Annotated in this window: 22 protein-coding genes, 1 tRNA gene and 1 pseudogene; 12 read left to right on the top strand and 12 right to left on the bottom strand. The window is 35.2% G+C overall.

The features are described 5' to 3' along the window. Positions 1-124: 124 nt before the first annotated feature. The 5 genes and pseudogenes from ABWU36_RS05645 to ABWU36_RS05625 form a co-directional block, all read right to left on the bottom strand. Positions 125-1,692, bottom strand: a pseudogene (locus ABWU36_RS05645) (UDP-N-acetylmuramoyl-L-alanyl-D-glutamate--2,6-diaminopimelate ligase). Next, positions 1,667-2,908: a cystathionine beta-lyase gene (gene metC, locus ABWU36_RS05640; RefSeq protein WP_264687837.1), complete on the bottom strand. Its 1,242-nt coding sequence runs from the start codon at positions 2,906-2,908 to the stop codon at positions 1,667-1,669. Before metC ends, ABWU36_RS05645 begins: the two are co-directional and overlap by 26 nt. Before the next feature lie 7 nt (positions 2,909-2,915). Further along, complete coding sequence (locus tag ABWU36_RS05635; protein WP_253309613.1) at positions 2,916-3,200, bottom strand: BolA family protein; 285 nt, start codon at positions 3,198-3,200, stop codon at positions 2,916-2,918. Positions 3,201-3,288: 88 nt separating this feature from the next. Beyond that, on the bottom strand, positions 3,289-5,211 hold the full coding sequence (gene dnaK / locus ABWU36_RS05630; protein ID WP_264731144.1) for a molecular chaperone DnaK: 1,923 nt from the start codon (positions 5,209-5,211) through the stop codon (positions 3,289-3,291). 87 nt (positions 5,212-5,298) lie between these two features. Further along, complete coding sequence (locus ABWU36_RS05625) at positions 5,299-7,062, bottom strand: ribonuclease E/G (RefSeq protein ID WP_264736208.1); 1,764 nt, start codon at positions 7,060-7,062, stop codon at positions 5,299-5,301. Positions 7,063-7,211: 149 nt separating this feature from the next. Here ABWU36_RS05625 and rpmG point away from each other — a divergent pair, with 149 nt between their 5' ends. Then, positions 7,212-7,412 (top strand): 50S ribosomal protein L33, encoded by a 201-nt coding sequence (gene rpmG / locus ABWU36_RS05620; RefSeq protein ID WP_064124823.1) that lies wholly within the window; start codon positions 7,212-7,214, stop codon positions 7,410-7,412. Positions 7,413-7,437: 25 nt separating this feature from the next. Next, a complete protein-coding gene (locus ABWU36_RS05615) occupies positions 7,438-7,713 on the top strand; it encodes a helix-turn-helix domain-containing protein (RefSeq protein WP_353273119.1) in 276 nt (91 codons plus the stop codon). A 74-nt stretch (positions 7,714-7,787) separates the two neighbouring features. On the opposite strand, the gene ABWU36_RS05610 is transcribed toward ABWU36_RS05615, so the two are convergent. Beyond that, entirely contained in the window at positions 7,788-8,669 is an 882-nt protein-coding gene (locus ABWU36_RS05610) for a zinc ABC transporter substrate-binding protein (RefSeq protein ID WP_253309609.1), read from the bottom strand. Between ABWU36_RS05610 and ABWU36_RS05605 the strand changes: the two genes are divergently transcribed. Together ABWU36_RS05605 and ubiB are read left to right on the top strand one after the other, a co-directional pair. Further along, positions 8,661-9,401: a metal ABC transporter ATP-binding protein gene (locus ABWU36_RS05605; protein WP_064124826.1), complete on the top strand. Its 741-nt coding sequence runs from the start codon at positions 8,661-8,663 to the stop codon at positions 9,399-9,401. The genes ABWU36_RS05610 and ABWU36_RS05605 overlap by 9 nt on opposite strands. Then, complete coding sequence (gene ubiB, locus ABWU36_RS05600) at positions 9,398-10,834, top strand: 2-polyprenylphenol 6-hydroxylase (RefSeq protein WP_353273118.1); 1,437 nt, start codon at positions 9,398-9,400, stop codon at positions 10,832-10,834. Before ABWU36_RS05605 ends, ubiB begins: the two co-directional genes overlap by 4 nt. Positions 10,835-10,993: 159 nt before the next feature. On the opposite strand, the gene ABWU36_RS05595 is transcribed toward ubiB, so the two are convergent. Next, a complete protein-coding gene (locus ABWU36_RS05595) occupies positions 10,994-11,386 on the bottom strand; it encodes a TraR/DksA family transcriptional regulator (RefSeq protein WP_253302608.1) in 393 nt (130 codons plus the stop codon). Positions 11,387-11,493: 107 nt separating this feature from the next. On the opposite strand from ABWU36_RS05595, the gene ABWU36_RS05590 reads away from it, so the two are divergent. Both ABWU36_RS05590 and ABWU36_RS05585 read left to right on the top strand, forming a co-directional pair. Further along, on the top strand, positions 11,494-12,141 hold the full coding sequence (locus ABWU36_RS05590; RefSeq protein WP_253309720.1) for a heme exporter protein CcmB: 648 nt from the start codon (positions 11,494-11,496) through the stop codon (positions 12,139-12,141). 891 nt (positions 12,142-13,032) lie between these two features. Next, on the top strand, positions 13,033-13,212 hold the full coding sequence (locus tag ABWU36_RS05585; protein WP_353273117.1) for a hypothetical protein: 180 nt from the start codon (positions 13,033-13,035) through the stop codon (positions 13,210-13,212). A gap of 115 nt (positions 13,213-13,327) precedes the next feature. Here ABWU36_RS05585 and ABWU36_RS05580 read toward each other — a convergent pair whose 3' ends face one another. The 4 genes from ABWU36_RS05580 to ABWU36_RS05565 all read right to left on the bottom strand — a co-directional run bounded on the left by ABWU36_RS05580 (position 13,328) and on the right by ABWU36_RS05565 (position 14,499). Further along, positions 13,328-13,894: a hypothetical protein gene (locus tag ABWU36_RS05580; protein ID WP_265016699.1), complete on the bottom strand. Its 567-nt coding sequence runs from the start codon at positions 13,892-13,894 to the stop codon at positions 13,328-13,330. A gap of 18 nt (positions 13,895-13,912) precedes the next feature. After that, positions 13,913-13,987: transfer RNA gene (locus ABWU36_RS05575), tRNA-Gln, on the bottom strand. After that, positions 13,978-14,313 carry a divalent-cation tolerance protein CutA gene (gene cutA / locus ABWU36_RS05570; RefSeq protein ID WP_253309717.1) on the bottom strand — a complete coding sequence of 112 codons (336 nt, stop codon included), beginning with the start codon at positions 14,311-14,313 and terminating at the stop codon, positions 13,978-13,980. Before cutA ends, ABWU36_RS05575 begins: the two co-directional genes overlap by 10 nt. A gap of 42 nt (positions 14,314-14,355) precedes the next feature. Continuing rightward, positions 14,356-14,499, bottom strand: a complete 144-nt coding sequence (locus ABWU36_RS05565; RefSeq protein ID WP_265045170.1) for a hypothetical protein — start codon at positions 14,497-14,499, stop codon at positions 14,356-14,358. 89 nt (positions 14,500-14,588) lie between these two features. On the opposite strand from ABWU36_RS05565, the gene ABWU36_RS05560 reads away from it, so the two are divergent. Beyond that, positions 14,589-14,813 carry a hypothetical protein gene (locus ABWU36_RS05560; RefSeq protein ID WP_353273116.1) on the top strand — a complete coding sequence of 75 codons (225 nt, stop codon included), beginning with the start codon at positions 14,589-14,591 and terminating at the stop codon, positions 14,811-14,813. A 263-nt stretch (positions 14,814-15,076) separates the two neighbouring features. Here ABWU36_RS05560 and ABWU36_RS05555 read toward each other — a convergent pair whose 3' ends face one another. After that, positions 15,077-16,672 carry a hypothetical protein gene (locus tag ABWU36_RS05555; protein WP_353273115.1) on the bottom strand — a complete coding sequence of 532 codons (1,596 nt, stop codon included), beginning with the start codon at positions 16,670-16,672 and terminating at the stop codon, positions 15,077-15,079. A gap of 156 nt (positions 16,673-16,828) precedes the next feature. On the opposite strand from ABWU36_RS05555, the gene ABWU36_RS05550 reads away from it, so the two are divergent. From ABWU36_RS05550 to terL, 5 genes are all read left to right on the top strand, one after another. Further along, on the top strand, positions 16,829-17,044 hold the full coding sequence (locus ABWU36_RS05550; RefSeq protein ID WP_264687826.1) for a hypothetical protein: 216 nt from the start codon (positions 16,829-16,831) through the stop codon (positions 17,042-17,044). A gap of 82 nt (positions 17,045-17,126) precedes the next feature. Continuing rightward, positions 17,127-18,152 (top strand): FtsH protease activity modulator HflK, encoded by a 1,026-nt coding sequence (hflK, locus tag ABWU36_RS05545; protein WP_353273114.1) that lies wholly within the window; start codon positions 17,127-17,129, stop codon positions 18,150-18,152. 2 nt (positions 18,153-18,154) lie between these two features. Further along, complete coding sequence (hflC, locus tag ABWU36_RS05540; protein WP_010962867.1) at positions 18,155-19,027, top strand: protease modulator HflC; 873 nt, start codon at positions 18,155-18,157, stop codon at positions 19,025-19,027. A gap of 3 nt (positions 19,028-19,030) precedes the next feature. Then, positions 19,031-20,515 (top strand): DegQ family serine endoprotease, encoded by a 1,485-nt coding sequence (locus tag ABWU36_RS05535; protein ID WP_253309713.1) that lies wholly within the window; start codon positions 19,031-19,033, stop codon positions 20,513-20,515. A gap of 176 nt (positions 20,516-20,691) precedes the next feature. Further along, complete coding sequence (gene terL / locus ABWU36_RS05530) at positions 20,692-22,233, top strand: phage terminase large subunit (RefSeq protein ID WP_265017484.1); 1,542 nt, start codon at positions 20,692-20,694, stop codon at positions 22,231-22,233.

Raw genomic sequence — 22,233 nt, 5'->3', positions numbered from 1 at the left:
CGAACATTGTCTACCAGGAGGATGTCATCCCAGTGTCAAGCACTGGGATGACATCACTTTTGCTTCAATATTCGCACATTAGCCACGTCCCTGAACAGATACGGAGGTAAGCCCATTGTGAAAATCAGTATGTTAAGGCATGATTTTTAATAACCTCAACATCACTGAACTCAAAAGTTTGGCTTCCTACAATTTGGAATTTCTCATGTCCTTTTCCTGCAACTAGCAGAATCATACCCTCGTTATAGGCAATATCTACTCCTTTCTCTATAGCTTCTCTTCTATCTTCTATCTCTAGCGCATTAGGGCAATGTAGTAAAATACCACGACGAATTTCTGCAGGATTCCCATCACGCGGATTGTCATCCGTGATTATCACTTTGTCTGCATATATTTGTGCTACTTTACCCATTTCTGCGCGTTTTGTTTGATCACGATTGCCACCACAACCAAAAACTAGAATTATTTTTTTATTGAAGTGCCATTTTAAAGACAATAGGGCTTGTTTAAGCGCACTTGGAGTATGAGCGTAATCCACAAATGCAAAAGGTTTCACTTTTTCCATTCTTCCTGGTGGAGAAACGAGTTTTCCTACGCATATTTCTCTGTAATTCAGTCCAGACGAGGTAACTATACCCATTGCACACAACAGATTATATGCTTGAAATTGCCCCAGAACCGGAAAAAACGTATCATAAATTTCACCACCAATTTTTATTGTAAGGTGTTGACCATTAGGGGTTGGTGTTTGCTCCAATAAAGTAATATCAGAGCCTGTTTTTCCATAGGTGATAATTTTGTTGCTGCGTTTTTCAGCTATCTTAAGCAACGCGTAGTATTCATCTATATCCGCATTTAAAATCGCTGTTTTTCCTTCTGGTAATACCTCGTAAAATAACCTTTTTTTAGTTTCTAAATATTCACCAAGATTTTTATGGTAATCTAAATGATCTTGCGAGAAATTAGTAAAAGCTGCAGCACTCAACTTTAATCCATGGATTCTATATTGATCAATCCATGACTTGATGCTTCTAACACTAAGTGTTCTACATTTATACCACGCAATGTTGCGTAAAGGTCATCTGCATCTGGAGTGGTAAGACTGTTGCTATTACCTTTTCTACCATTATTGATGCATGTTCCAAGTGTTCCAATAGACGCAGCATTATAGCCAGAGTTTTGCCAGATCTGGCGGCAAAATTCTACTACTGAAGTTTTACCATTCGTACCCGTTACAGCAGCAACATATTTGGGCTGTTTGAATTGATAAAACCTGCTGACTATTTCGCTGTATATTTCTTGAGGATTTGGGTGTTCAAGCACTGCAAAGCTCGAAGTATCTGTCATTCCAGTGCGTGACACTGGAATCCAGTTTTTATTATACAATTGCCTAGTGTGCTCATTTGCAATTAAATTTTCTGGATCCAAGTAGTCAAGCACTGGGATGACATCTTTTTTGGTTCCTTGTATGACAACGTCTACACAGTCGTGTGCGTGATACTGGGATTCAGTAGGAAAAATCTGGATACATGCTGGTTTTCTAGATTCCAGCGTCACGCGCTGGAATGACACCGCAGACACACAAACGAAAAGATAACCTTCCTTGACTCTCTTGGGATTACATGTAACGCCCTTGATTTCAACGTCAAAGTTAACATCAACAATATCATGCAGTAATTCTCTCAGTTTCATGTCCTACTTCATCGTTTTGAAAGTCTAAACATGGTAACCTTTTTAGTGCGTCATTAAGGTCAAAGATTAAATCTTCAGGATCTTCCAGTCCACAAAATATTCGCACGAAACTTCCACCACAATCTGAATTCATTACAGATCTTGACATAGATCTACGATCTACTGGTAATATCAAACTGTCGCACCCTCCCCAAGAAGCACCAATACTAAAAATTTTCATATGATCAACCATGCAGCTTAGTTCTTCACATGAATATTCTCTATCCAGTGCTATACTGAATGTGCCGCTTGCTCCTTTGAAGTAACTTTTCCATAATTCGTGTTGAGGATGGGAGGGAAGTGCTGGATATAAAACCTTTCTAACTTTTTGCTGTGCTTCTAGCCACTTTGCCACTTCCATTGCTGTATTTTGGTGCCTTTTCATACGTGTGTGCAGTGTTCTTAGTCCCCTGTGTGCAAGGTAGCAGTCGTGCGATTGAATGGTTACTCCATAATTTTTATAGCTCTCATAAAGCAATTTAAAAATTTCACCTTCAGCAATAATAGCTCCCATAACTAAATCTGAGTGACCGGCTAGATACTTTGTCACTGAATATAGTGCAACATCAATTCCATAATCAAGCGGCTTAAATAACAAAGGAGTGGCCCATGAATTGTCGCAAACGGTTACGATTCCATGTTCTTTAGCAACTTTTACTATATGCTCTATATTCGAAATCTCAAACATTATAGAACCAGGAGTCTCGATCATTATCAATGAAGTATTACTCTGAATTAAATCAGTTATATCCTGTGTTGGATCATAAAAAGTTACTTCTGTTCCTCTTTTTGGTAGCTCATTTTCTGCAAACCTCCTAAGCCTATAATAACTATTATCTTGAATTAAAACGTGCGAGCCTGCTTTAGTGAAAGTCAAAATAGCAAAAGTAAGTGCAAATAGTCCGGAAGGATAAATAAGCGCTTGTCCACTCCCTTCAATTTCAGCCAGTGCATTTGAAAGATAATGGACAGTAGGAGTACCAACATTACTGTAGCTATAATCCCTTGCAACACCATCGTTGATTACATCGTATATACTTTCTCCATTTGCTGCATTTAAGTAGTCCTTGTAAGTAGGAAATAATATGGTAGAAGAATGATAAACTGGCGGGTTCATAGAACCTTTATAGTCATTAAATTTTCTTCCTGCTTTAACTAATATAGACTCTTCCTTCACATTTTTATTATTTATTTTTTAAATTGTACTCGTTTTGCGTATACAAGTGAAGAGAAATTGCATGTATTAGCTCTATCTCACCCTTCAATAACTCATAAATCAACTTATGTCTTTTTAGAATACTCATTCCAATAAAGCCGTCAGATATTAATATTAATTTAATGTGCGAAGGTAATGTTGAAGATGAAGCAAAATAATGATCAGCATGCTTTGCTGATTCATCGACAATGTTGATATCAATTACATCTATCGAATCGCGTATCTTTTCTTCTATTGTTTTAATAATATCCATAATGGTTTCTTTAAGCAACAACATGCTCCTCTTGTCATCCAAGTAGCTGACACTGGGATGACAGGAAAAGTGATATAACAATACACCCTTATTTATTCTCTTCCTTATTATCTATGTCTTGATAATCAGAATCTACTACTTTTTCTTCTTTATCATTTGGATTCCCTTCTGATGAAAAGCCATTTCCAGCACTATTTTGTTGTGAGGCATTATACATAGCTTCTCCAAGTTTCATAGATAATTGAGAAAGATTAGTAACTTTCTGCTGGATTGAATCAGCGTCATCAATGTTATCAGATTTACTAACTTCTTTTAATTCGTTAACTGCATTTTCAATAGCAGATTTATCTTCTGGTGAAACTTTATCACCATACTCTGTCAGAGACTTTTCTGTAGAATGAACTAAACTATCCGCTTGATTCTTCACTTCAATAAACTTTTTGCGCTTTTCATCTTCTTGCGCTTTTTCTTCAGCTTCTTTTACCATGCGATTTATTTCATCATCAGATAGACCACCTGAAGATTGAATGCGTATTTTTTGCTCTTTTCCAGTAGCTTTATCTTTTGCAGAAACGTGTGCTATTCCATTTGCATCTATGTCAAATGTTACTTCGATCTGAGGAACTCCACGAGGAGCAGGAGGTATCCCTTCCAAACTAAACTGACCAAGTAGCTTGTTATCAACCGCCAATTTTCTTTCACCTTGATGTACCTTAATTGTAACGGCTGTTTGGTTATCTTCTGCAGTTGAAAACACTTGAGATTTTTTAGTAGGAATAGTAGTATTACGTTCAATAAGTGGAGTGAATACTCCTCCTAGAGTCTCAATACCAAGAGAAAGTGGAGTCACGTCAAGTAGTAACACATCTCTTACATCACCTTGAATGATTCCCGCCTGTATTGCAGCTCCAATTGCTACAACTTCATCAGGATTTACTCCTCTATGTGGATCTTTGCCAAAGAATTCTTTAACTTTCTCTATGACTTTTGGCATACGAGTCATGCCACCAACGAGAACCACTTCGCCAATTTGACTAGCAGACAAACCAGCATCCTCAAGAGCTTTTTTACAAGGAGCCATAGTTCTTTCGATTAAACCATTCACTAAGCTTTCAAGTTTTGCTCTCGTTAATTTCATATTTAAGTGTTTTGGACCACTTGCATCAGCTGTAATAAACGGTAGATTTATTTCCGTTTCCATTGCACTTGATAATTCAATTTTCGCTTTTTCAGCAGCTTCTTTGATTCTTTGCATAGCCATTGGATCATTTTTCAAATCAATGCCATTACTTTTCTTGAATTCATCTAGTAAATAACTCACTATTGCGTTATCAAAGTCTTCACCTCCAAGATGAGTGTCACCATTTGTAGCCTTTACTTCAAAAACCCCTTCACCTATTTCAAGTATTGAGACATCAAATGTACCACCACCAAGGTCATATACCACTATTGTGTGCCCATGTTTCTTATCAAGACCATAAGCAAGCGCTGCAGCAGTCGGTTCATTTACTATTCTGAGCACATTTAATCCGGCGATTTTTCCTGCATCTTTTGTTGCTTGACGTTGAGAGTCGTTGAAGTATGCTGGCACTGTTATCACAGCATCTTTTACTTCCTCTCCAAGATAAGCTTCTGCTGCTTCTTTCATGTTTTGTAGTATGAATGCACCAATTTGACTAGGAGAGTATTCTTTATTATCAGTGGTTTTAACCCATGCGTCACCATTTTTTGCTGCAAACACTTTATACGGCACGTTTAGATTTTTCATTTCAGAATCACCGTATTGACGGCCTATTAATCTCTTAGTAGCAAAAAAAGTATTACTTGCATTGGTGGTTGCTTGTCTTTTTGCAGGAGCGCCAATCAACCTTTCTCCTGACGAAGTAAATGCAACTATAGATGGAGTAGTTCTTGCCCCTTCTTTATTTTCTATTACCTTTGTATCCTTGCCCTGCATTATTGCAACACAAGAATTTGTTGTTCCGAGATCTATGCCTATTGCTCTTCCCATAATGAGTACCCCATTGTAAATATTATCTGATATAAGGATATATAAGTATAGGACTTATTAATTACAAGCCCAATTTAGGGTTTCTAATTAGTTATTAGAACTTAAAAAGCGCGAAAGCCATTTAGTCAGCCAAAAATTGCCTCGTAGTTTATTTGAATTATCAACTTCTTCATTGCTGCTATCCTCAATTTGGTATCCAGAGTTCTGTAATGGCTTATAACCGTTTGAATTAACATCATCTCCTTGTTTTAAAACAAATGTATTTACATCTAAACTGTTATCAATACTAATGTTCAATGTAATATTAAACTCTTTTTCGATTGTAGAAACTGTATTCCTTTTATTATTAAAAATATGCGCTATAACCGCACTATGCGCTACTAAATCAAAAGACTTATTTTGGTTCCTATGAGCAATGTGTTGTAAATCCCTTAGTATCGATGCAACAATTACTTCGTTCGATTTTACTCTTCCAATACCCTTGCAGTGTAAACACTCTGTAGTATTAATTTCTTGTATGTTTGGTTTAATTCTTTGTCTTGAAAATACCATTAAACCAAAGTCATTTATGTAGCTAAATTGAACTTTAGCTTTATCGTCTTTAAACGCTTGCTTTATAGCAGACTCAACAGCTCTGCAATACTGATATTTCAACATGTCAATAAAATCGACTACTATTAATCCTGATAGGCCCCTAAGATTCACCTGTCTTGATATTTCAGGTACTGCTTCCATATTGGTTCTATAAGCTGTTTCTTCTATGCTATCTTCTCCTGTCATCTTTCCTGAATTTACGTCTATTGAAACAAACGCCTCAGTTAAAGTTATTACCAAAGACCCACCAGATGGCAACTCTACCCTATTGCTATATAACTCAGAAATTTGATCTTCGATTCCATAGTAAGTAAAGATTGGGATAGAACCTCTATACAATCTGTAACGCAACTTACTACCTTTTAATGCATTTTTAGTATATTGTCTCACTGCTTCAAAAGCTTCCTTCCCAGATACTATGACTTCTATACCATCGCTACAAAAATCACGAACAGATCTCATAATTACATCTGCTTCGTTGTAAATTAATGATGGAGCATTTACAGAGAAGGCATTTTTTTGAATGCTCTGCCATAATGAGGATAAGTAATTGTAATCCTGCTCAATTTCTTTCTTATCTTTTCCTGAACCAACAGTTCTTACTATTAAACCTGATCTTTTTGGCAAGTTTATTGAACTCAGTATATCCTTTAACTGCTTTCTGACATTAGCATCTTCAATTCTGCGAGACACTCCACCTTTACTCATGGAATTTGGCATGAAAACACAGTATCTACCCACTAAAGTTATGTATGTTGTAAATGAAGCTCCTTTATTGCCTCGTTCCTCTTTAGTTAGCTGGACCAATACTTTTTGATTTACTGAAATAACATCTTGTAATTTGTATTTTTTATATAAAGGTACCTCTCTTACAAAACCACTACCTAACTCGTTGACATTCTTACTAGCTGCAGAATCTGAAGAAACATTTGCTGAAGCTTCTTCTGTACAATCGTCATTTGAGTAGCCCTCAAAGATAATTTCCTTTTCTTTTTCTGGAATATTGAAGTAATCTAGAGATATCTCGGAAAAAGATAAAAAACCTTGCTTGTTTTTTCCATATTCAATAAATACGGCTTGCAAAGAAGGCTCTATACGCTTTACATAAGCAACGTATATATTACCTCTTAATTGTTTTTTTTCCTTGAATTCTTGTTCAAATTCTACAACCTTATTATTAACTGATAAGGCAACTCTTACCTCATTAGAACAGGCAGAATTTTCTATCAATAATAACCTTTTGCCACTATTTGCCACTTATTTACCGTTTGCTTTTCATTCTGAAGTTAACTTCATGCTACTTAATACACTGTTGATTGTCAAGAATTTTACGATCTGCATTATTCGGTTGACTTTTAGTGTTTTGCGTAATAAACTCGCATAGAATTTATTATATCATTATAAGTATGGCGAAAAAAAATGCTTCTTTGCTCGTTAAGTTAGTCAGCACTGCAATCAAGATAACAAAAACTGGTGAAGAAAAATCAACTGGCTATTTTTATGTAAAAAAGCGTAATCCAAAAAAGCTCACCAGAAAACTGGAGTTTAGGAAGTATGACCCAGTAGTCAGAAGGCACGTATTATTTAAAGAAGAAAAATTAAAGTAGTTTTTTTATAAGGAATTTTATTATTATGCAAAATTTACAATTAAGTTATCCTATAATAGTAGAGTTGAGGGATGTAAAAGATACAAAACTGAAATTAATAAAGGTCATTGCACAATTAATAAGTAAGAGGTACAAAACACAGAAAAAAGCAGCAAGCGCTCTAAAGATTGATCAACCTAAAGTATCTCAAATCAATAGGTCAAAAATCGAAGGGTTTTCCTTAGAATACTTGCTTAACTTATTGATTGCATTGGACCAAGACATAAACGTAAGAATAAAGCATAATTCTAAACCTGTATAATATGTAAAGGACAAATGGTGATTTAAATGCAGAACAATAAAACAGTAAGTCAGAGGCATTTTAAAAAGAACTTGTTACTCAACAAAACAAGATTTGAAATTTTGTGCAATGCTATTGATTATAGCTAGATATGCATCTTTTCCAGGCTCTATGTCTGATCCAATAGGATCAAGAACTACCATTTTTGCGTCATTAGAAAGAGCATTAGGCTTTATGCTATCTTCTTGTGAATGAGCAAATATACATTTAACGTTTTCTTCCTTCATTATCTTTTTTAGCTTCATTAAACTCTTCATACCTATGTACGAATCCTCTTCTATAGAAAGAATGGCGCTTGGGTGATTTAAACCAAAATATTTTTCAAAATATTGATAAGCATCGTGAGTGACGATGTATTTTTGATTTTTAAAATCATTCAGTTCTTTCACGATTTCTTTTACTTCTTGGTCTATTTTTTTTATGGCTTTTGTTGCATTAGAGTTGTATCGATGGAAATTTTCTTTATCTATGTTAGACAATGTTGCACTTATAAAAAGTACCATGCTCTTTGCATTTTCGGGACTCAGCCAAATGTGTAGGTCTTTTTCATCTTGAGTATTGGTAATTTTTCTAGAAAATGAATGTGGCCGAGCAGGAAGTAGGTTGATTACCTTTGACAATTGCACTAGTTCTTTATTATTTTTGGCGAAAGTTTGAACAAACGTCTCTAAGTTATCGTCAGTGTAAAATATGACATCACTTGATTCCAAATTACTCGCATCAGACGGCTTTAATATATAATTATGCGCAGATGTTGCATAGCCAAGCAATTCCGGTTCTAAAATTCCTTCTGTCACAGAAGCTACAAGTGAGTGGATAGGTTTGATTGTAGCTACAACTTTTAAATTGGATGAAAAGGCAATATTATAGTATAGTGTAAATGAAAGTAATAGAAAAAAAGGCAGTAAATGTCTCATATAAACGTTGAGAAGAAGTTAAATTTTGCCAAAAAGTTAAATAATGTCAATAATCGTGTTCTAAAAATAGAAAATCTTGCTCTCACATATGATGGTAAAAGAATCCTTGACAATATCAATATGTTCATGGAAAGAGGAGACGTAATTACAATACTTGGTCCAAATGGTGGAGGTAAAACCTCTTTAGTGAAAGCAATTGCTGGCATAAATAAAAGCTGTACCGGTAGTATCGTATTTGCTGACAACATAAAAATTGGCTATATGCCGCAAAATTTTAGTATTAGTAATTTGATGCCAATAACAGTTGAATATTTCCTTTTAAATAGCTCCTTGAAAAGACTAAAGAAAAATCAATCCATTATTACAGAAGCGATAGAGTTGGTTGGTATCGGTAACATTTTGAAGAATCAAGTGTTAGAAATTTCTGCAGGGCAAACACAATTATTGCTGCTTGCACGTTGTTTAATTGCAGAACCTGACTTGATCATTCTAGATGAACCAGTCAGTGCAATGGATATTAACGCGCGGGCTAAATTTTATGATATTATAAATAAAATAGCAAAAAAACGATTGGTATCGATTCTTATGACTTCTCATGATCTTAACTCTGCTCTACCATCCTCAGATTACGTAATTTGTATAAATAATACTATCTATTGCCAAGGCAAGCCTGATGAGATTATGAAAAATAGAACCCTAAATGAAATATTTAGCAGTTACGCAGCAAAATGATTCAAAATATTTTGCGTCTTCTGCACATAACTACAGTGCTGACACGTTACAATATATTACCTTATTTACTTCCACCATCAAAGAAATCAATAAATAAAATACAAGGCCATAAGCTAAAGTGTGCTCTTGAAAAATTAGGTCCGGTGTTCATTAAGTTTGGGCAGTCTATCTCATCACGTACTGATGTTTTAAATGAGGATATAACAAATAACTTGTTATTGATATGTGATAGATTGCCATCATTTTCACATAAAATAGCAGTTAAAACTATAGAAAGTGAGTTTAATTGTAAATTGAGCGACATTTTTTCAAGCTTTTCTGAAAAGCCAATTGCAGCAGCATCGATTTCTCAGGTGCATAGAGCGGTTACAACTGAGGGTAAGGAAGTTGCTGTGAAGGTTTTAAGGCCAAATATTGAGAAAACATTCTCAAGGGATATAAAAATGCTTTCTTGGCTTGCAGAAATTGCAGAAAAATTTAGCGAACAATCAAAAAGGCTGAGGCCAATTGAATTAGTCAAAACTTTTGCTGAAATTTGCCGATTAGAGTTAGATCTACGTTTTGAAGCTGCTCACTCTTCAGAACTAAAGGAAAACACAAAAAATGACAGAGGTTTTTATGTACCTGAAATAGATTGGAATAGAACTGCAAAAAAGGTTTTAACATTAGAATGGATAGAAGCAACACCAATATACGAAGTTGAAAAACTGAATAATCGTAAGCAAATAGCTATCAATCTTATAGAATCGTTTTGTAGTCAGGTATACAGGGATTGTTTTTTTCATGCTGATATGCATCCTGGAAATCTAATGGTTGATAGTAATAACAATATTATTGCCCTGGATTGTGGAATCATGGGTAGAATAGATCGTGAGACATGCTATTACGTTATAGAGATACTCAAAGGCTTTTTAAATCGGGATTATGACCACGTTGCAAAAATGCACTTTAAAGCTGGTTACGTTTCATCACAGCATAGAAATTTTGTCACAGCTTGCAGGGCAATAGGTGAACCCATTATTGGGCAGCCTATACAGAAGATTTCATTTGCTAGTTTACTTGCTCAGCTATTAAAAATAACTGGTGATTTTGATATGAAAGTTCAAACACAATTGTTATTGCTGCAGAAAACTATGATTTTACTGGAAGGGACATGTAGAAAGATCTACCCAGAAATCAATATGTGGAAAGTAGTTGAAGCGTGGATAAGCAGTCAACATGAAAGTAAAATAGGGTATAGGGAAAAAATTAGAAATTCTTATCCTGTAAAAACAATCCAAGGGATATTTAGCCTTATAGAAAAATTAAACCTAATAGCTGATAAAAAATTAGAAAACATCCAAGTTAAAAATAAATCAAATGAAAAAGTCTATTTTTTACTGTGGTTTGTAATTATAATTCTAATCGTTAAATTTTTAGGGAGTGTTAAATAAACTGTGTCAAACCCAATTTTTAATTCAACTTAATTTTTAATCTGCAGGAGTCGAGTTGAGAATGTCCAATTTTCCACTTTCTTTATAGCATAACATACTTCAGTCCTGATCCGCCTCTTGCTCCTCTTGAAGCCCAATGGCTCACCACTTATGTGTAAATTAATCGTTAATGTTGTACACGTTCTTTTCTTTTTCTACTCTCTCTTGCTCTTCAATACAATATATAGCAAGCGGATTAGCTTTAAGTCTTTCGACTCCTATTTCTTCTCCTGTTCCATCGCAGTAACCATAAGTGCCTAATTTTATTTTTTCTAACGCCTCCTTAATCTTTTCTTTTCTATCTTTTCGGCGCTTGATTAATTCCTCATTTCCACTATCTCCATCAGAATAGTATGTATCAATACTATTATCTTCTAGTTCTTGTTTCTCCAACTCAGCGAGTATTGATTGTAACTTTAAGCTGAAGTATTCCAGTTGTTTTACGCTCATATATTCTTCATCTTCTGAAGGAGTATAATCCTCTGGTGACTTTATTTTCGGTAACTTTTCCATAATTGCATTATCAAAAAAATAATAAAACCTATATAACTTATGAACAAAAAATTATACTACCCTCAAAGTAAACACTATAATTTATAATAAACATTTAAAAGCCTAGTATGATCGACTTAGTAAAAAAATTAGTAATAGATGGTAAGAACCTTACCTATATAGTATGTATTTTTATTATAATGTTAAGTTTATCTTCATTTACACTTGAAAACAACAATAAACAAGAAGTTATGTTAACATTAACATGGATATGTGCTACATTTGTTTTGCAGATCTCTACAAATAATTTGTTTACATCTGATTATCATGATGGAATATTAGAGCAAATCTTTGTACAGCCACTCTCTTCTAGGCTTATAGTTGCTTATAAAATTTTCGCTCACTGGTTATTATTTGGGCTACCGATTTCAGTGGTTTCTTCCATATTCAGCTTTGCAGTTCTAGGCAATAGTATTGAACACTCAATAGCAGTTGGAGTGTCTTTATTATTTAATACGCTGATAATCATTAATATTTCAGCTACTGGAAATGCATTGATGATTGGTCGAAACAACTTAGCATCAGGAGTATCGCAAATTCTTGTTTTGCCAATGATAATGCCAACCTTTGTGTATTTTAAAATGCTAACTCAATTTGAAAATTTGTCCTTGAATATTTATACACTACTAATCACCATGTTAATTTTTGTCGTTTTGATTGTTAACAGCACTATAACTACTCACATGGCACTAAAATTTGCTGTGGAACAGGATTGAAAAATCTTACTGTTATTCAGTAGGTATCCGTTTAGCAGAGTGGCAAAATAGGTAGACAAGATAAACCAAAAAATCAAGAAAAAGTGAGTTTACAACAAATGGTGTCATGCAAGTAGCTGACAACATAGAAACGAAAAAACTTACTTGACAAACTCCGCCAGCCCCTTATTATGAAACTGAAGCTATTTATTTATCTTCTCTGTACAGATTAAATGACAAAAAAACTCAACGTATTTGGCGTCTCATGTTTAATTTTTTGCACTATGTGCACTCTATGTCTTTATCAAATTTCTAGGTTTTTACCTATACAAGCTGAAATACGCTTATAAAGCATTTAAAACATCAAAAAACGCCAACTTAAAAAATGGATAGTGAATAACTAGCTACCCTAGGGTTTCTTTTGCCTTTTTTTCTGTTTAGTAAATTTCTTAAACATTTATGACTAAAGGTTAGTTGCATTAAAAAGCAGCTAAATCGCGGTTATTAAGCGTTTAGAATAAAAAAACGCCATACTTGAAAGTATAATGTAAGTAATTAGCCAACCACGGGGCTTCTTTTGCCTTTTTTTTTATTTGGTAAATTTCTTAAATTTTATAGCTAATCAGTACTGGGATGACAAGAAAGGAGCACTGCTATTATAGAGTGAAATGAGATCCCAGTGTCAGCTACTCGGATGACATTATAGGGGCTACTGGGATGACATTATAGAGAGGCACTGGGATGACATTATAGGGGCTACTGGGATGACATTATAGAGAGGCACTGGGATGACATTATAGAGAGGCACTGGGATGACACCCTGACAATCGTCATCCCGCTACTTGTTAGCGGGATCTGCTGTGGCGACATAAACTCAAATCATTTCAAATTTCAATCCAAAGAGGTATCATTATGTCAAACAACTTCAATTTTAAAGAATTTTTTAACCACTATGAAACAAATAGTACGTCAGATGATATACAAAGGTATTATTTGCTGTGGAAATCAGTAATAGCGCAGGCAATGACTGATGCAGCAAGTCACTGTAAAAAAACAGAAAGCTTGGTAGAGAAACGTAAGGCGATTTCTTGATTATCGGACTTTAGTCAAGATTTTGCACACACATGTATATTGGCTGATTGTGATCCGGTATACGTAAAAAACAAAATACAGCCAATCTTAAAAAGCCTTACTAGATAAAGCCTTTTTAATGAGGTTTACTCCTTTTACCGAAAAAAATATCATTCAATCTCCTATCTATAGTTGCCTCTATATCTTTGATTAATAGCTGCTTTATTATGTTTACTTTCCGCTTTGCATCTTGAGCGTGATGCTCACTGTTATTGCTGTAATTATTCTTATCACTATAACTACTGCCACTTGGTTTACTACTGTTACTGAACTCACTACCCTTTTTTCTTCTTGTGCTGAGTATCTGCACTATCTTTTCCTTTAAAAAAGACTTCCAGCCTGTGCTAAGGAACAACTTATAGAGAAAATGCGGAGTAAGGAATGCTACTAATATTCGAATAGAAATTCCGTAACCGAGGTCTTCCCTATTTTCATAATACCACTTGCAATATTGAAATAAATGGTAAAACGCATTTTTGAAAGAGCCAAATTCTACAGCATACCAAAAACCATTGCTGAGAAACATGAGCACAATGCTGGATGTGTAAAGATACATTGTGAAGAGAAACAGTTTCACAATTATATCTTTTAGACTACCTAATATATAATTCAATAATCTTAATTTATAGAAAAGTGATATCATTTCACACCCACTTCAATATGGCTGGGGTGGAAGGATTCGAACCTTCGCGTGACGGTATCAAAAACCGCTGCCTTACCACTTGGCTACACCCCAATACTACTTACATCAATAACACTATTAGCCCAATTAGTAAAAGATTTATTTGCTTTTTCTATGGACATCACAGCAATAGCTGGCTGATCATAAGAATGCATTGCTTCGATTTTTTCTACAATTTTATCAACTTGATCATTTTTGCTCTTCATAATTGCTACTACTTCACAACTATTACTAATTTTACCTTCCCATAAATACAGAGAATTCACTTCAGGAAATATATTTACACATACAATTAATTTCTCGTTTAACAATTCCTCAGAAACAGTTTTAGCCTCCTTCAAACTTGAAAAAGTTGTATAAATCAAAACTAAATTATTCATTAGAATCTACGTAAATGCATTTCTACTATACTCCACTTAGGTTTATTCATCAAGAGAAAATAGATTAGATTTTTCTGTCATTCCAGCACTCTCTTCTGTCATTCCAGTGCCTCCTTCCCCTGTCATCCGAGTGCTCTCTTCTGTCATTCCAGTGCTTCCTTCCCATGTCATCCCAGTGCGTGACACTGGGATCTAGGAATTTTGATTGAGCACTAAGTTGGTAAACATGAAAGTGGCTAACATTTTTTAAAACACAGCGTTTTCGATGGGATTGCGTGAAATGGCTAGATCCCAGTGTCACGCACTGGGATGACAAGAGAGGGCGCTGGGATGACAAGAGGGGGTATTGGGATGACAAAAAAAGGAGGCTACTGGGATGGCAAGAAAGGAGGCTACTGGGATGGCAAGAAAGGAGCAGCAGGATGACGCCTCACCATGTCATTCCAGCGCTTGACGCTGGAATCCAGCCTTTTCATAATCATCAAAATGTTGTATTTTAACATAAAACGGCTACTTTTATGCTTCCCAACTTAACAAAATTCCTGGATCCAAGTAGTCAAGGCACTGGGATGACACCTTCCCTAGTGGAGAAATCACAATGTTCATACGTTTGTGCGCATAACGCTGGGATTTTTCTATAGTTTAAAAACAAAAAAAGGATGTTACTCAATGAGTAACATCCTTTGGAGAAAGTGAGTGGTTTTGTTTATGCTACTTACCAGATGTAACTCCTGGCTGCTGTGGTTCAATGTAAACTTCAGACTTACACGTAGAAGGCTGTTCCACCATTTTGCCCAGATAACCTGTTTTTTTTCAGTTCTGCACGAGCTTTACTTAAGTCTTCTAGAGAAGGACTTTTTGGCGTAGAAGAACCAGAACCCATTCTACTATCAGTAGAAGAGCTTCTTGATACCTTTGGTGGAGTAACTGGAATAGGCTGCTTACCAGAAAGTCTTCCTCCTGCTGTTGCAGTTTTACCAGTATTTTCAATGGGAATAGGAGTATCAACGTAAAAAGTGCTCTTTCCTACTTGTCTAGACAACGTGTCTGATTCAGAAAGAACTTGATATTTAACATTAGTAGTTTCTTCTGGTGCTTTTTTACCCCCCAACCATAATGGCACTTTAAATGGAGCAGTTGTTTTCACTTCTTTATGCTTCGCAGGATTGAACAATTCCGCTTCGCTGCTAATAGTACTGTCAGTCCTTACAGAATCTAGTGAACTCATTGAACTGCTTTCTGATAAACTGCTAGTTGATTGTGTAGAGTCTTTTCTTCCTAGTGAAGACAATGATGACGATATAGACCTAGTTAAACTTTTGAAAGAAGGCCTGTTAGCTCTTTTCTCAGCTTTGTTGAACATATTGCTTACGCTTGAATACAAATGACTTTCTTTACATTCTTTAATAACCTCCTTAATTTCATCATAATGGTCAGAGAAAACACTGTCGATGAAATACCTATACTTAGGCAATGACCTTTTTGTTAACAAGCTATACAAACTTTTTTCATTTAAATTATGAATGAATTCTTTCTGTACTTGCCACTTAGGAGTATACTCTTTCCATCCTAATTTTGCTTCCTCTGCCATTTTTAAATCAATTTTTGACAATATTCCAGAAAGTATATTTTTTACTAACCCAGAATTATTTCCTTTGTCAGCAAAAATTGCCTTGAGATCCCCTTTTATTTCTTGAATTTTCTTCTTTTGTGATGAATCAGGAACAAGCTCATCATTTATTCTGTCTGAATAATTCTCGCTACCAGCCGCATTATATAACTTATTTGCCGCTGCCTCAGTCACACGACTTGCTCCTTTCTTTACTTTTTCACCTACGAAGCTAACACCTCTTTCTAGTGAAGCTGCCGAATATTCATAACCCTCTTTTACCTTGTTTTTGGAATATACAGCACCATCTCTAATTTTTCCGCCAATATACTTCGCCCCATCAACTGTCTTTTCTGCAGCATATTTGAAGCCTTCTTTTATTTGTGCTCTATATTTCCACATTGCATAAGAAGCACCAACCAAAACAATAGCTCCTACTACTGCTCCAATTACAATTCCAGCTATTGGTACAGCAGCTGTTCCTGCAGCGACTGTAGCTGTTCCTGTAGTTGAAAAAGCAGAAGCAATTGCTGACCAGTTGGTTGCAACAAGATAAGATATGAAGCCAATTGCTCCCAACCTAAAAATACCACGGTCCAATCGACCCTGCTTTTGTAATGATTTTATTTCTTTCCCCAATGATTCTATTTTTTGTTTTAATAAATCCTCTGAAGAAGGCGTAGAATTATTTTGTTGTTGAAGTTGTTGTATTTCAACAACATTTGAATTTGTTTCATTATTAGGTAACATTTTAAACCTCACTATTAATTAAATATATTCATATTGTACACCCTCGATTCTTAAGTTAGTGTTAATTTGGCTGTTAATGTTCATTTGTCTTTGAATAATTCTGCTTGACGTGTTTTTTGGAAGCGTAGAAAATTAGGTCAAGAAGCCGGAGTATTTATGAGGTGCATAAAAAGGGCACTCATCTTTTTGGCTGTTATAACTTTAATAATAATAGCTTTACTATTTAGGTATAATTCCCATTTTCACGAAGACGTAGTGCACTTAAAGAGTGACAACAAAGAATTCAAAAAAAAGCCAGAAAATTCTATAGAGTCGACCATACTACATAGAGAAAAGGAAGTGTACGATCATGTTTTCCATCCTGATGATTAATTTGTAAATAAAATAGCAATTTATGTTTGCATTTTCTTATTAAAGAAGTAATATTAGCGTATTAATTATAGAATCAATCATTATGTTTGATGAGAATAATCCTTGGAATCTGGGAAAGAAACCGGTAGGGAACAAAACTCCTAATAATGAAGATATTTTAAGTAAAGCTGTATCTGATGTAAGGTTCTTTCTTAATGGATTAACCAGAAACAGGGGCAAAAAACCTTATTTCATTATTTTACTGTTCTATGCTTGCACTGGCTTTTATATTGTCCATCCTAGTGAGGAAAGTATAGAACTTACCTTTGGTAAATATTCTAATACAGAAACACCTGGTTTGCGTTATCACTTCCCCTACCCTATTGGCAAGGTTTTTAAAGTGAATGTTAAGGAAGTAAATCGTGAAGAAATTGGGGTAAGTAATTCTTATGGGCGAGACACAGATCGCGGTGAAGGTGTGATGCTAACTGGAGATGAAAATATAGTCAACGTTAACTTCGAGGTTCAGTGGCACGTTAGAGATGCTAAGGACTATTTATTCAAAGTGCGGGATTACAAACCCGGTTTCAGTGTTAAAAATGCTGCTGAAAGTGCCATGAGAGAAATAATAGGTAAAAACACGATCTCTTTTGCACTTGGTCAAGGCAGACCAGAAATTTCTAGAGATACTAGAATTCTATTGCAGCAGATTCTTGATGGATACCAAATGGGCATAGAGATTTTATCTGTTCAAATGAAAAAAATTGATCCACCAGAAAAAGTAATCAGTTCGTTTAGAGATGTACAAAGTGCTCGTGCAGACAAAGAGCGTACTATAAACGAAGCATACGCTTATAATAATGATATTATACCTCGAGCAAAGGGTGAAGCGATAAAGATAAAATTAGATGCAGAGGCATATGAGAATGAAGTAATAAATGAAGCAAAAGGTAATGCAAATCGCTTTTTATCTCTTTATGAGGAATATAGACAGAATCCTTCTCTCGTTAAGAATCATATTTATCTTGAAACTATGGAAAATATTTTCAGTAAGGTAGACAAAGTTGTTGTAACTGATGATCTGAAAGGTATGTTTTCTTATTTACCTCTTACAAATTTAGGGAAATAACCATGAGTAGTAATATTAAAATTGTTTTTGTTTCTGTATTTGTTGTTTTATTGATTGTTTTATTTAATTCAATATTTGTTGTGCAAGAAACAAAGCAAGCGATAGTTATACAACTCGGTAAAGTTGTAAGAGATGTTAGGGAAAGTGGCTTATATTTTAAGTTACCATTCATAAACAGTGTAGAGTTTCTTGATAAAAGAGTTTTAGATTTAAGTCCTGATAAGATCCCAAGGGAAGTGATAACAGCGGATCAAAAACGTATTATAGTAGATGCGTATGCAAAATATAAAATAACAAATCCTGTTACTTTTTACCAGGCTGTGAGGAATGAATCAGGGCTGGTTAGAAGATTGTATCCGGTTATAGAAGCACACATAAGAGAAAATATAGGCAGATTTTCGTTGATTAGTTTGTTGAACGAAAAAAGATCAGAGGTTATGCAATTGATTCAGCGTGGAGTTTATTCTGAAGCTGAAAAATTTGGCATAGAAATAATAGACGTAAGAATTAAGAGAGCAGATTTACCAGAAGAAAATAGTTCTGCAATATTTCGCCGTATGCAAACTGAAAGGGAAAAAGAAGCAAAAGAAATTAGAGCAGAAGGAGAGCAAGCTGGGCAGGAAGTTAGATCAAAAGCTGATAAATTAAAAAGGGAAATTATCTCCAGTGCAGTAAAAGAATCATATGAAATAAGGGGCCGTGGTTATGCTGAAGCAACTAGAATTTATAATGAGGCATTTAAGGTTGATGAAGAGTTTTTTAACTTTTATCGCTCTATGAGCGCTTACAGTAAATCATTTGCCGAAAATAATACTAAATTTGTACTTTCACCAAACAATAACTTTTTAGATATTTTAAACAAAGGATGGAAATAATTTATGAAAAGTAAGGCATTTATTTTATCTATATTTGCATATTTTCTAATTGCGTTTTCTTCATACGCTAATATGTTTGATTGGAATGCAAAAAAGGTCGTTGATGCTAGCACTACTGCATGTAACTGTAATCAAGGACTTGCCGATTTAGTGGAAGAACTCATTCCTGCGGTTGTAAATATTTCAAGCGAACAAATAATCAAACAAGAAAGTAACAATAGAACTAAAATCCCTTTTATGCCAAGAAATAATTTCTTTGATGATTTTAGAGAATTTTTTGAGCATTTTGATCAGTTTTTTATGGATAGGGGCCCTAGTGTTAACAGAGAGGTGGTGCTGCTTGGTTCTGGGTTTATTATAGATAAAGGTGGAACTATAGTAACCAATTATCACGTTATTAAAAACGCCCAAGATATCACAGTTACTATGAACGATAATACTTATTTCAAAGCAGAAGTTTTAGGCTATGATGCAAGAACTGATCTTGCTGTGCTTAAGGTTCATTCTAATAAAGATCTTCCTTTTGTTGCATTTAGTAATTCTGATACAGCAAGGGTTGGCGATACAGTTATTGCAATAGGTAACCCATTTGGTTTGGGTAGCTCTGTAAGCACAGGAATTATATCTGCAAGGTCCAGAGACATTAGTATCGGCACTATGAATGAATTTATTCAAACTGATGCTGCAATTAATAGAGGCAACTCTGGAGGGCCATTATTTGATTTAAATGGAAAAGTTATAGGCATTAACACCGCTATCTATTCCCCATCTGAGTCTGGCGGTAACGTGGGTATAGGCTTTGCTATACCATCTAATTTAGCTATGTCAATTATTGACACATTAAAAAGTGGCAAAAAAATAAAACATGGTTGGCTTGGTGTGCAAGTTCAGCCTATAACGAAAGAATTTGCTGAGTCTTTGGGTTTAAAAGATACAAAAGGTGCACTGGTTGCAAGTATAGTAAAGGATAGCCCTGCAGAAAAAGGTGGAATTAAGGTGGGTGACATATTATTAGAATTTGATGATAAAAAAATTGATAGAATGACACAACTGCCTCAAATGGTTTCAAGAACTGAACCTGGAAAAAAAGTACAAATTAAGTTACTTAGAAAGGGCAAAGAGGTCAATATTAAGGTTGTGATTGAAGAATCTGCAAATGATGGTCAAGGTAATAATCAAGAAGAAAATAAATCAACATCCGATTACATAACTGGTTTAACTGTTTCAAACCTGCCAAAAGAATCAAAAGAAAGTAATCCTACAAAAGGTGTGATAGTTATTAATGTAGATAGTAACAGTAATGCCACGCTGCGTGGTATTAAAAAAGGAGACATTATTATCCAATTAGATGGAACCGATATAGAAAATACTAATGATTTTCAAAAACAAGTTGATTCAGCAGTAAAGAAAAACGGTAAAGATTCAATAATGTTGCTCATTTACCGCAATGGAAATCAGTTTTTTACTTCAATAAAGTTAAAGAAATAGCACTTTTCGTAGGTTATTTACTAAATTCACAAAGCAGTAGCGTTTGCCATTATAGCTACTTCAATCTTATCAAATAAATCAAATCTACATTAGATTTATTGCATAACCATATATAAAAACCAAAGGATGTCATTCCAGTGTCAGCTACTTGTAAGAACATTTACTAAAATATACACATGAACAAAATCAACTTCCTAAAATTCATTGAACTGTGCTTTCAAACGGTGGTGCCGGGATGTGAGTATAATGATTATCAGTACATAAAAGTCATAGAAGACAGGCTGAAAGCAGCGAATGCTGGCGAAGTAAGGCGCATAATATTCAATATGCCTCCGCGTTCAATGAAGTCCATGTGCATAAGCGTTGCGTGGCCCGCATGGATACTGGGAAATCAGCCAACCGCAAGAATAATAGTTGCAAGTTATTCTCGGCTGCTCAGCGAAAAGCACTCGCTTGACACCAGGTGCGTAATGCAATCGGATTGGTATAAAGAGCTGTTTCCAGAGGTAAAATTATCCAAAGACCAGAACACTAAATATAAATTCCAAACAGTGCAGAGAGGATACAGAATCGCAACATCAGTTGGAGGGACGTTAACAGGTGAAGGTGGTGATCTTATTATTGTGGATGATCCGCTTAACCCTGCTCAAGCTTTGAGTGAAACGTTTAGAAAGCGTGTTACAAACTGGTTCGATCAGACTTTAGTAACGAGACTCAACGATAGAAAAAAAGGAGTAATTGTGCTTGTGATGCATAGGCTCCACCTGGAAGACTTAACTGGGCACCTCTTATCCAAGCCAAAAAACATATGGCATCACATTTGTTTGCCAATGATTTCTGAAAATAAGGAGGTTATTTATTCAATTAATAACCATACTGGTGTCATTCCAACCCCCCCTCCTGTCATCCCAGTGCCCAGACACTGGGATCCAGAAAATTCAACCGCAAAAGACTGGATTCCAGCATCAAGTGCTGGAATGACACTACCTGCAAGAGTATTATACTCAAGAGAAGAGAATGAGTTATTATATCCCCTGGAGGGAGGAAGAGAAGAAGTTGAGATGATAAAAGTTGAACTCGGGAGTTACGCTTTTGCTGCTCAATATCAACAAAACCCCCTGCCGCTTTCAAGCGGTATAATTAAACAAGAGTGGCTAAAGCGCTATAAAAATTTCCCTGATAATCTCTCACATGTAACACAAAGCTGGGACACTGCAGTTTCAACAAACGATTCCAGCGACTTTAGCGTCTGCACCACCTGGGCAAAAATAGATAATAAATTCTATTTACTTGATGTATATCGAGCAAAGCTTGAGTATCCAAAGCTTAAAGAGCAAGTTCTGTCACTAGCTGCAAGATGGGCACCACATGCAATTTTGATCGAAGCAAAAACAAGTGGTCAGCAATTAACACAAGAGCTAAAGGCAAATAGCGATCTACCGATTATTGAAATAGTGCCACACAATGACAAACTCACTCGATTTTATCAAATTGTTCCGACTATAGAGTCTGGCAGGATTTTTCTGCCGCATCAAGCAGTATGGCTCAGCGATTTCGAGTACGAAATTTTAATGTTCCCAGAAGCCCGTTATGATGATCAGGTGGACAGTACGGTACAATATTTACAATGGATGAGAAAAATTAACACCAGTGCTTTCAGGGTCAGGGACTTTGGCCCCAACCCTAATAAAACGCTTAGATGGTTAAGGTATATCTAA

The sequence above is a fragment of the Wolbachia endosymbiont (group A) of Portevinia maculata genome (genome assembly GCF_964028525.1).
Taxonomy (GTDB): Bacteria; Pseudomonadota; Alphaproteobacteria; order Rickettsiales; family Anaplasmataceae; genus Wolbachia.
This window is presented reverse-complemented; position numbering and strand designations above follow the sequence as displayed.

Bases quoted from the DNA above. Each gene is read 5' to 3' on its own strand.
- ABWU36_RS05635 (WP_253309613.1), bottom strand. From the start codon at position 3,200: ATGGATATTATTAAAACAATAGAAGAAAAGATACGCGATTCGATAGAT.
- dnaK (WP_264731144.1), bottom strand. From the start codon at position 5,211: ATGGGAAGAGCAATAGGCATAGATCTCGGAACAACAAATTCTTGTGTT.
- rpmG (WP_064124823.1), top strand. From the start codon at position 7,212: ATGGCGAAAAAAAATGCTTCTTTGCTCGTTAAGTTAGTCAGCACTGCA.
- ABWU36_RS05615 (WP_353273119.1), top strand. From the start codon at position 7,438: ATGCAAAATTTACAATTAAGTTATCCTATAATAGTAGAGTTGAGGGAT.
- ABWU36_RS05605 (WP_064124826.1), top strand. From the start codon at position 8,661: ATGTCTCATATAAACGTTGAGAAGAAGTTAAATTTTGCCAAAAAGTTA.
- ABWU36_RS05610 (WP_253309609.1), bottom strand. From the start codon at position 8,669: ATGAGACATTTACTGCCTTTTTTTCTATTACTTTCATTTACACTATAC.
- ubiB (WP_353273118.1), top strand. From the start codon at position 9,398: ATGATTCAAAATATTTTGCGTCTTCTGCACATAACTACAGTGCTGACA.
- ABWU36_RS05595 (WP_253302608.1), bottom strand. From the start codon at position 11,386: ATGGAAAAGTTACCGAAAATAAAGTCACCAGAGGATTATACTCCTTCA.
- ABWU36_RS05590 (WP_253309720.1), top strand. From the start codon at position 11,494: ATGATCGACTTAGTAAAAAAATTAGTAATAGATGGTAAGAACCTTACC.
- ABWU36_RS05585 (WP_353273117.1), top strand. From the start codon at position 13,033: ATGTCAAACAACTTCAATTTTAAAGAATTTTTTAACCACTATGAAACA.
- ABWU36_RS05580 (WP_265016699.1), bottom strand. From the start codon at position 13,894: ATGATATCACTTTTCTATAAATTAAGATTATTGAATTATATATTAGGT.
- cutA (WP_253309717.1), bottom strand. From the start codon at position 14,313: ATGAATAATTTAGTTTTGATTTATACAACTTTTTCAAGTTTGAAGGAG.
- ABWU36_RS05555 (WP_353273115.1), bottom strand. From the start codon at position 16,672: ATGTTACCTAATAATGAAACAAATTCAAATGTTGTTGAAATACAACAA.
- ABWU36_RS05550 (WP_264687826.1), top strand. From the start codon at position 16,829: ATGAGGTGCATAAAAAGGGCACTCATCTTTTTGGCTGTTATAACTTTA.
- hflK (WP_353273114.1), top strand. From the start codon at position 17,127: ATGTTTGATGAGAATAATCCTTGGAATCTGGGAAAGAAACCGGTAGGG.
- hflC (WP_010962867.1), top strand. From the start codon at position 18,155: ATGAGTAGTAATATTAAAATTGTTTTTGTTTCTGTATTTGTTGTTTTA.
- ABWU36_RS05535 (WP_253309713.1), top strand. From the start codon at position 19,031: ATGAAAAGTAAGGCATTTATTTTATCTATATTTGCATATTTTCTAATT.
- terL (WP_265017484.1), top strand. From the start codon at position 20,692: ATGAACAAAATCAACTTCCTAAAATTCATTGAACTGTGCTTTCAAACG.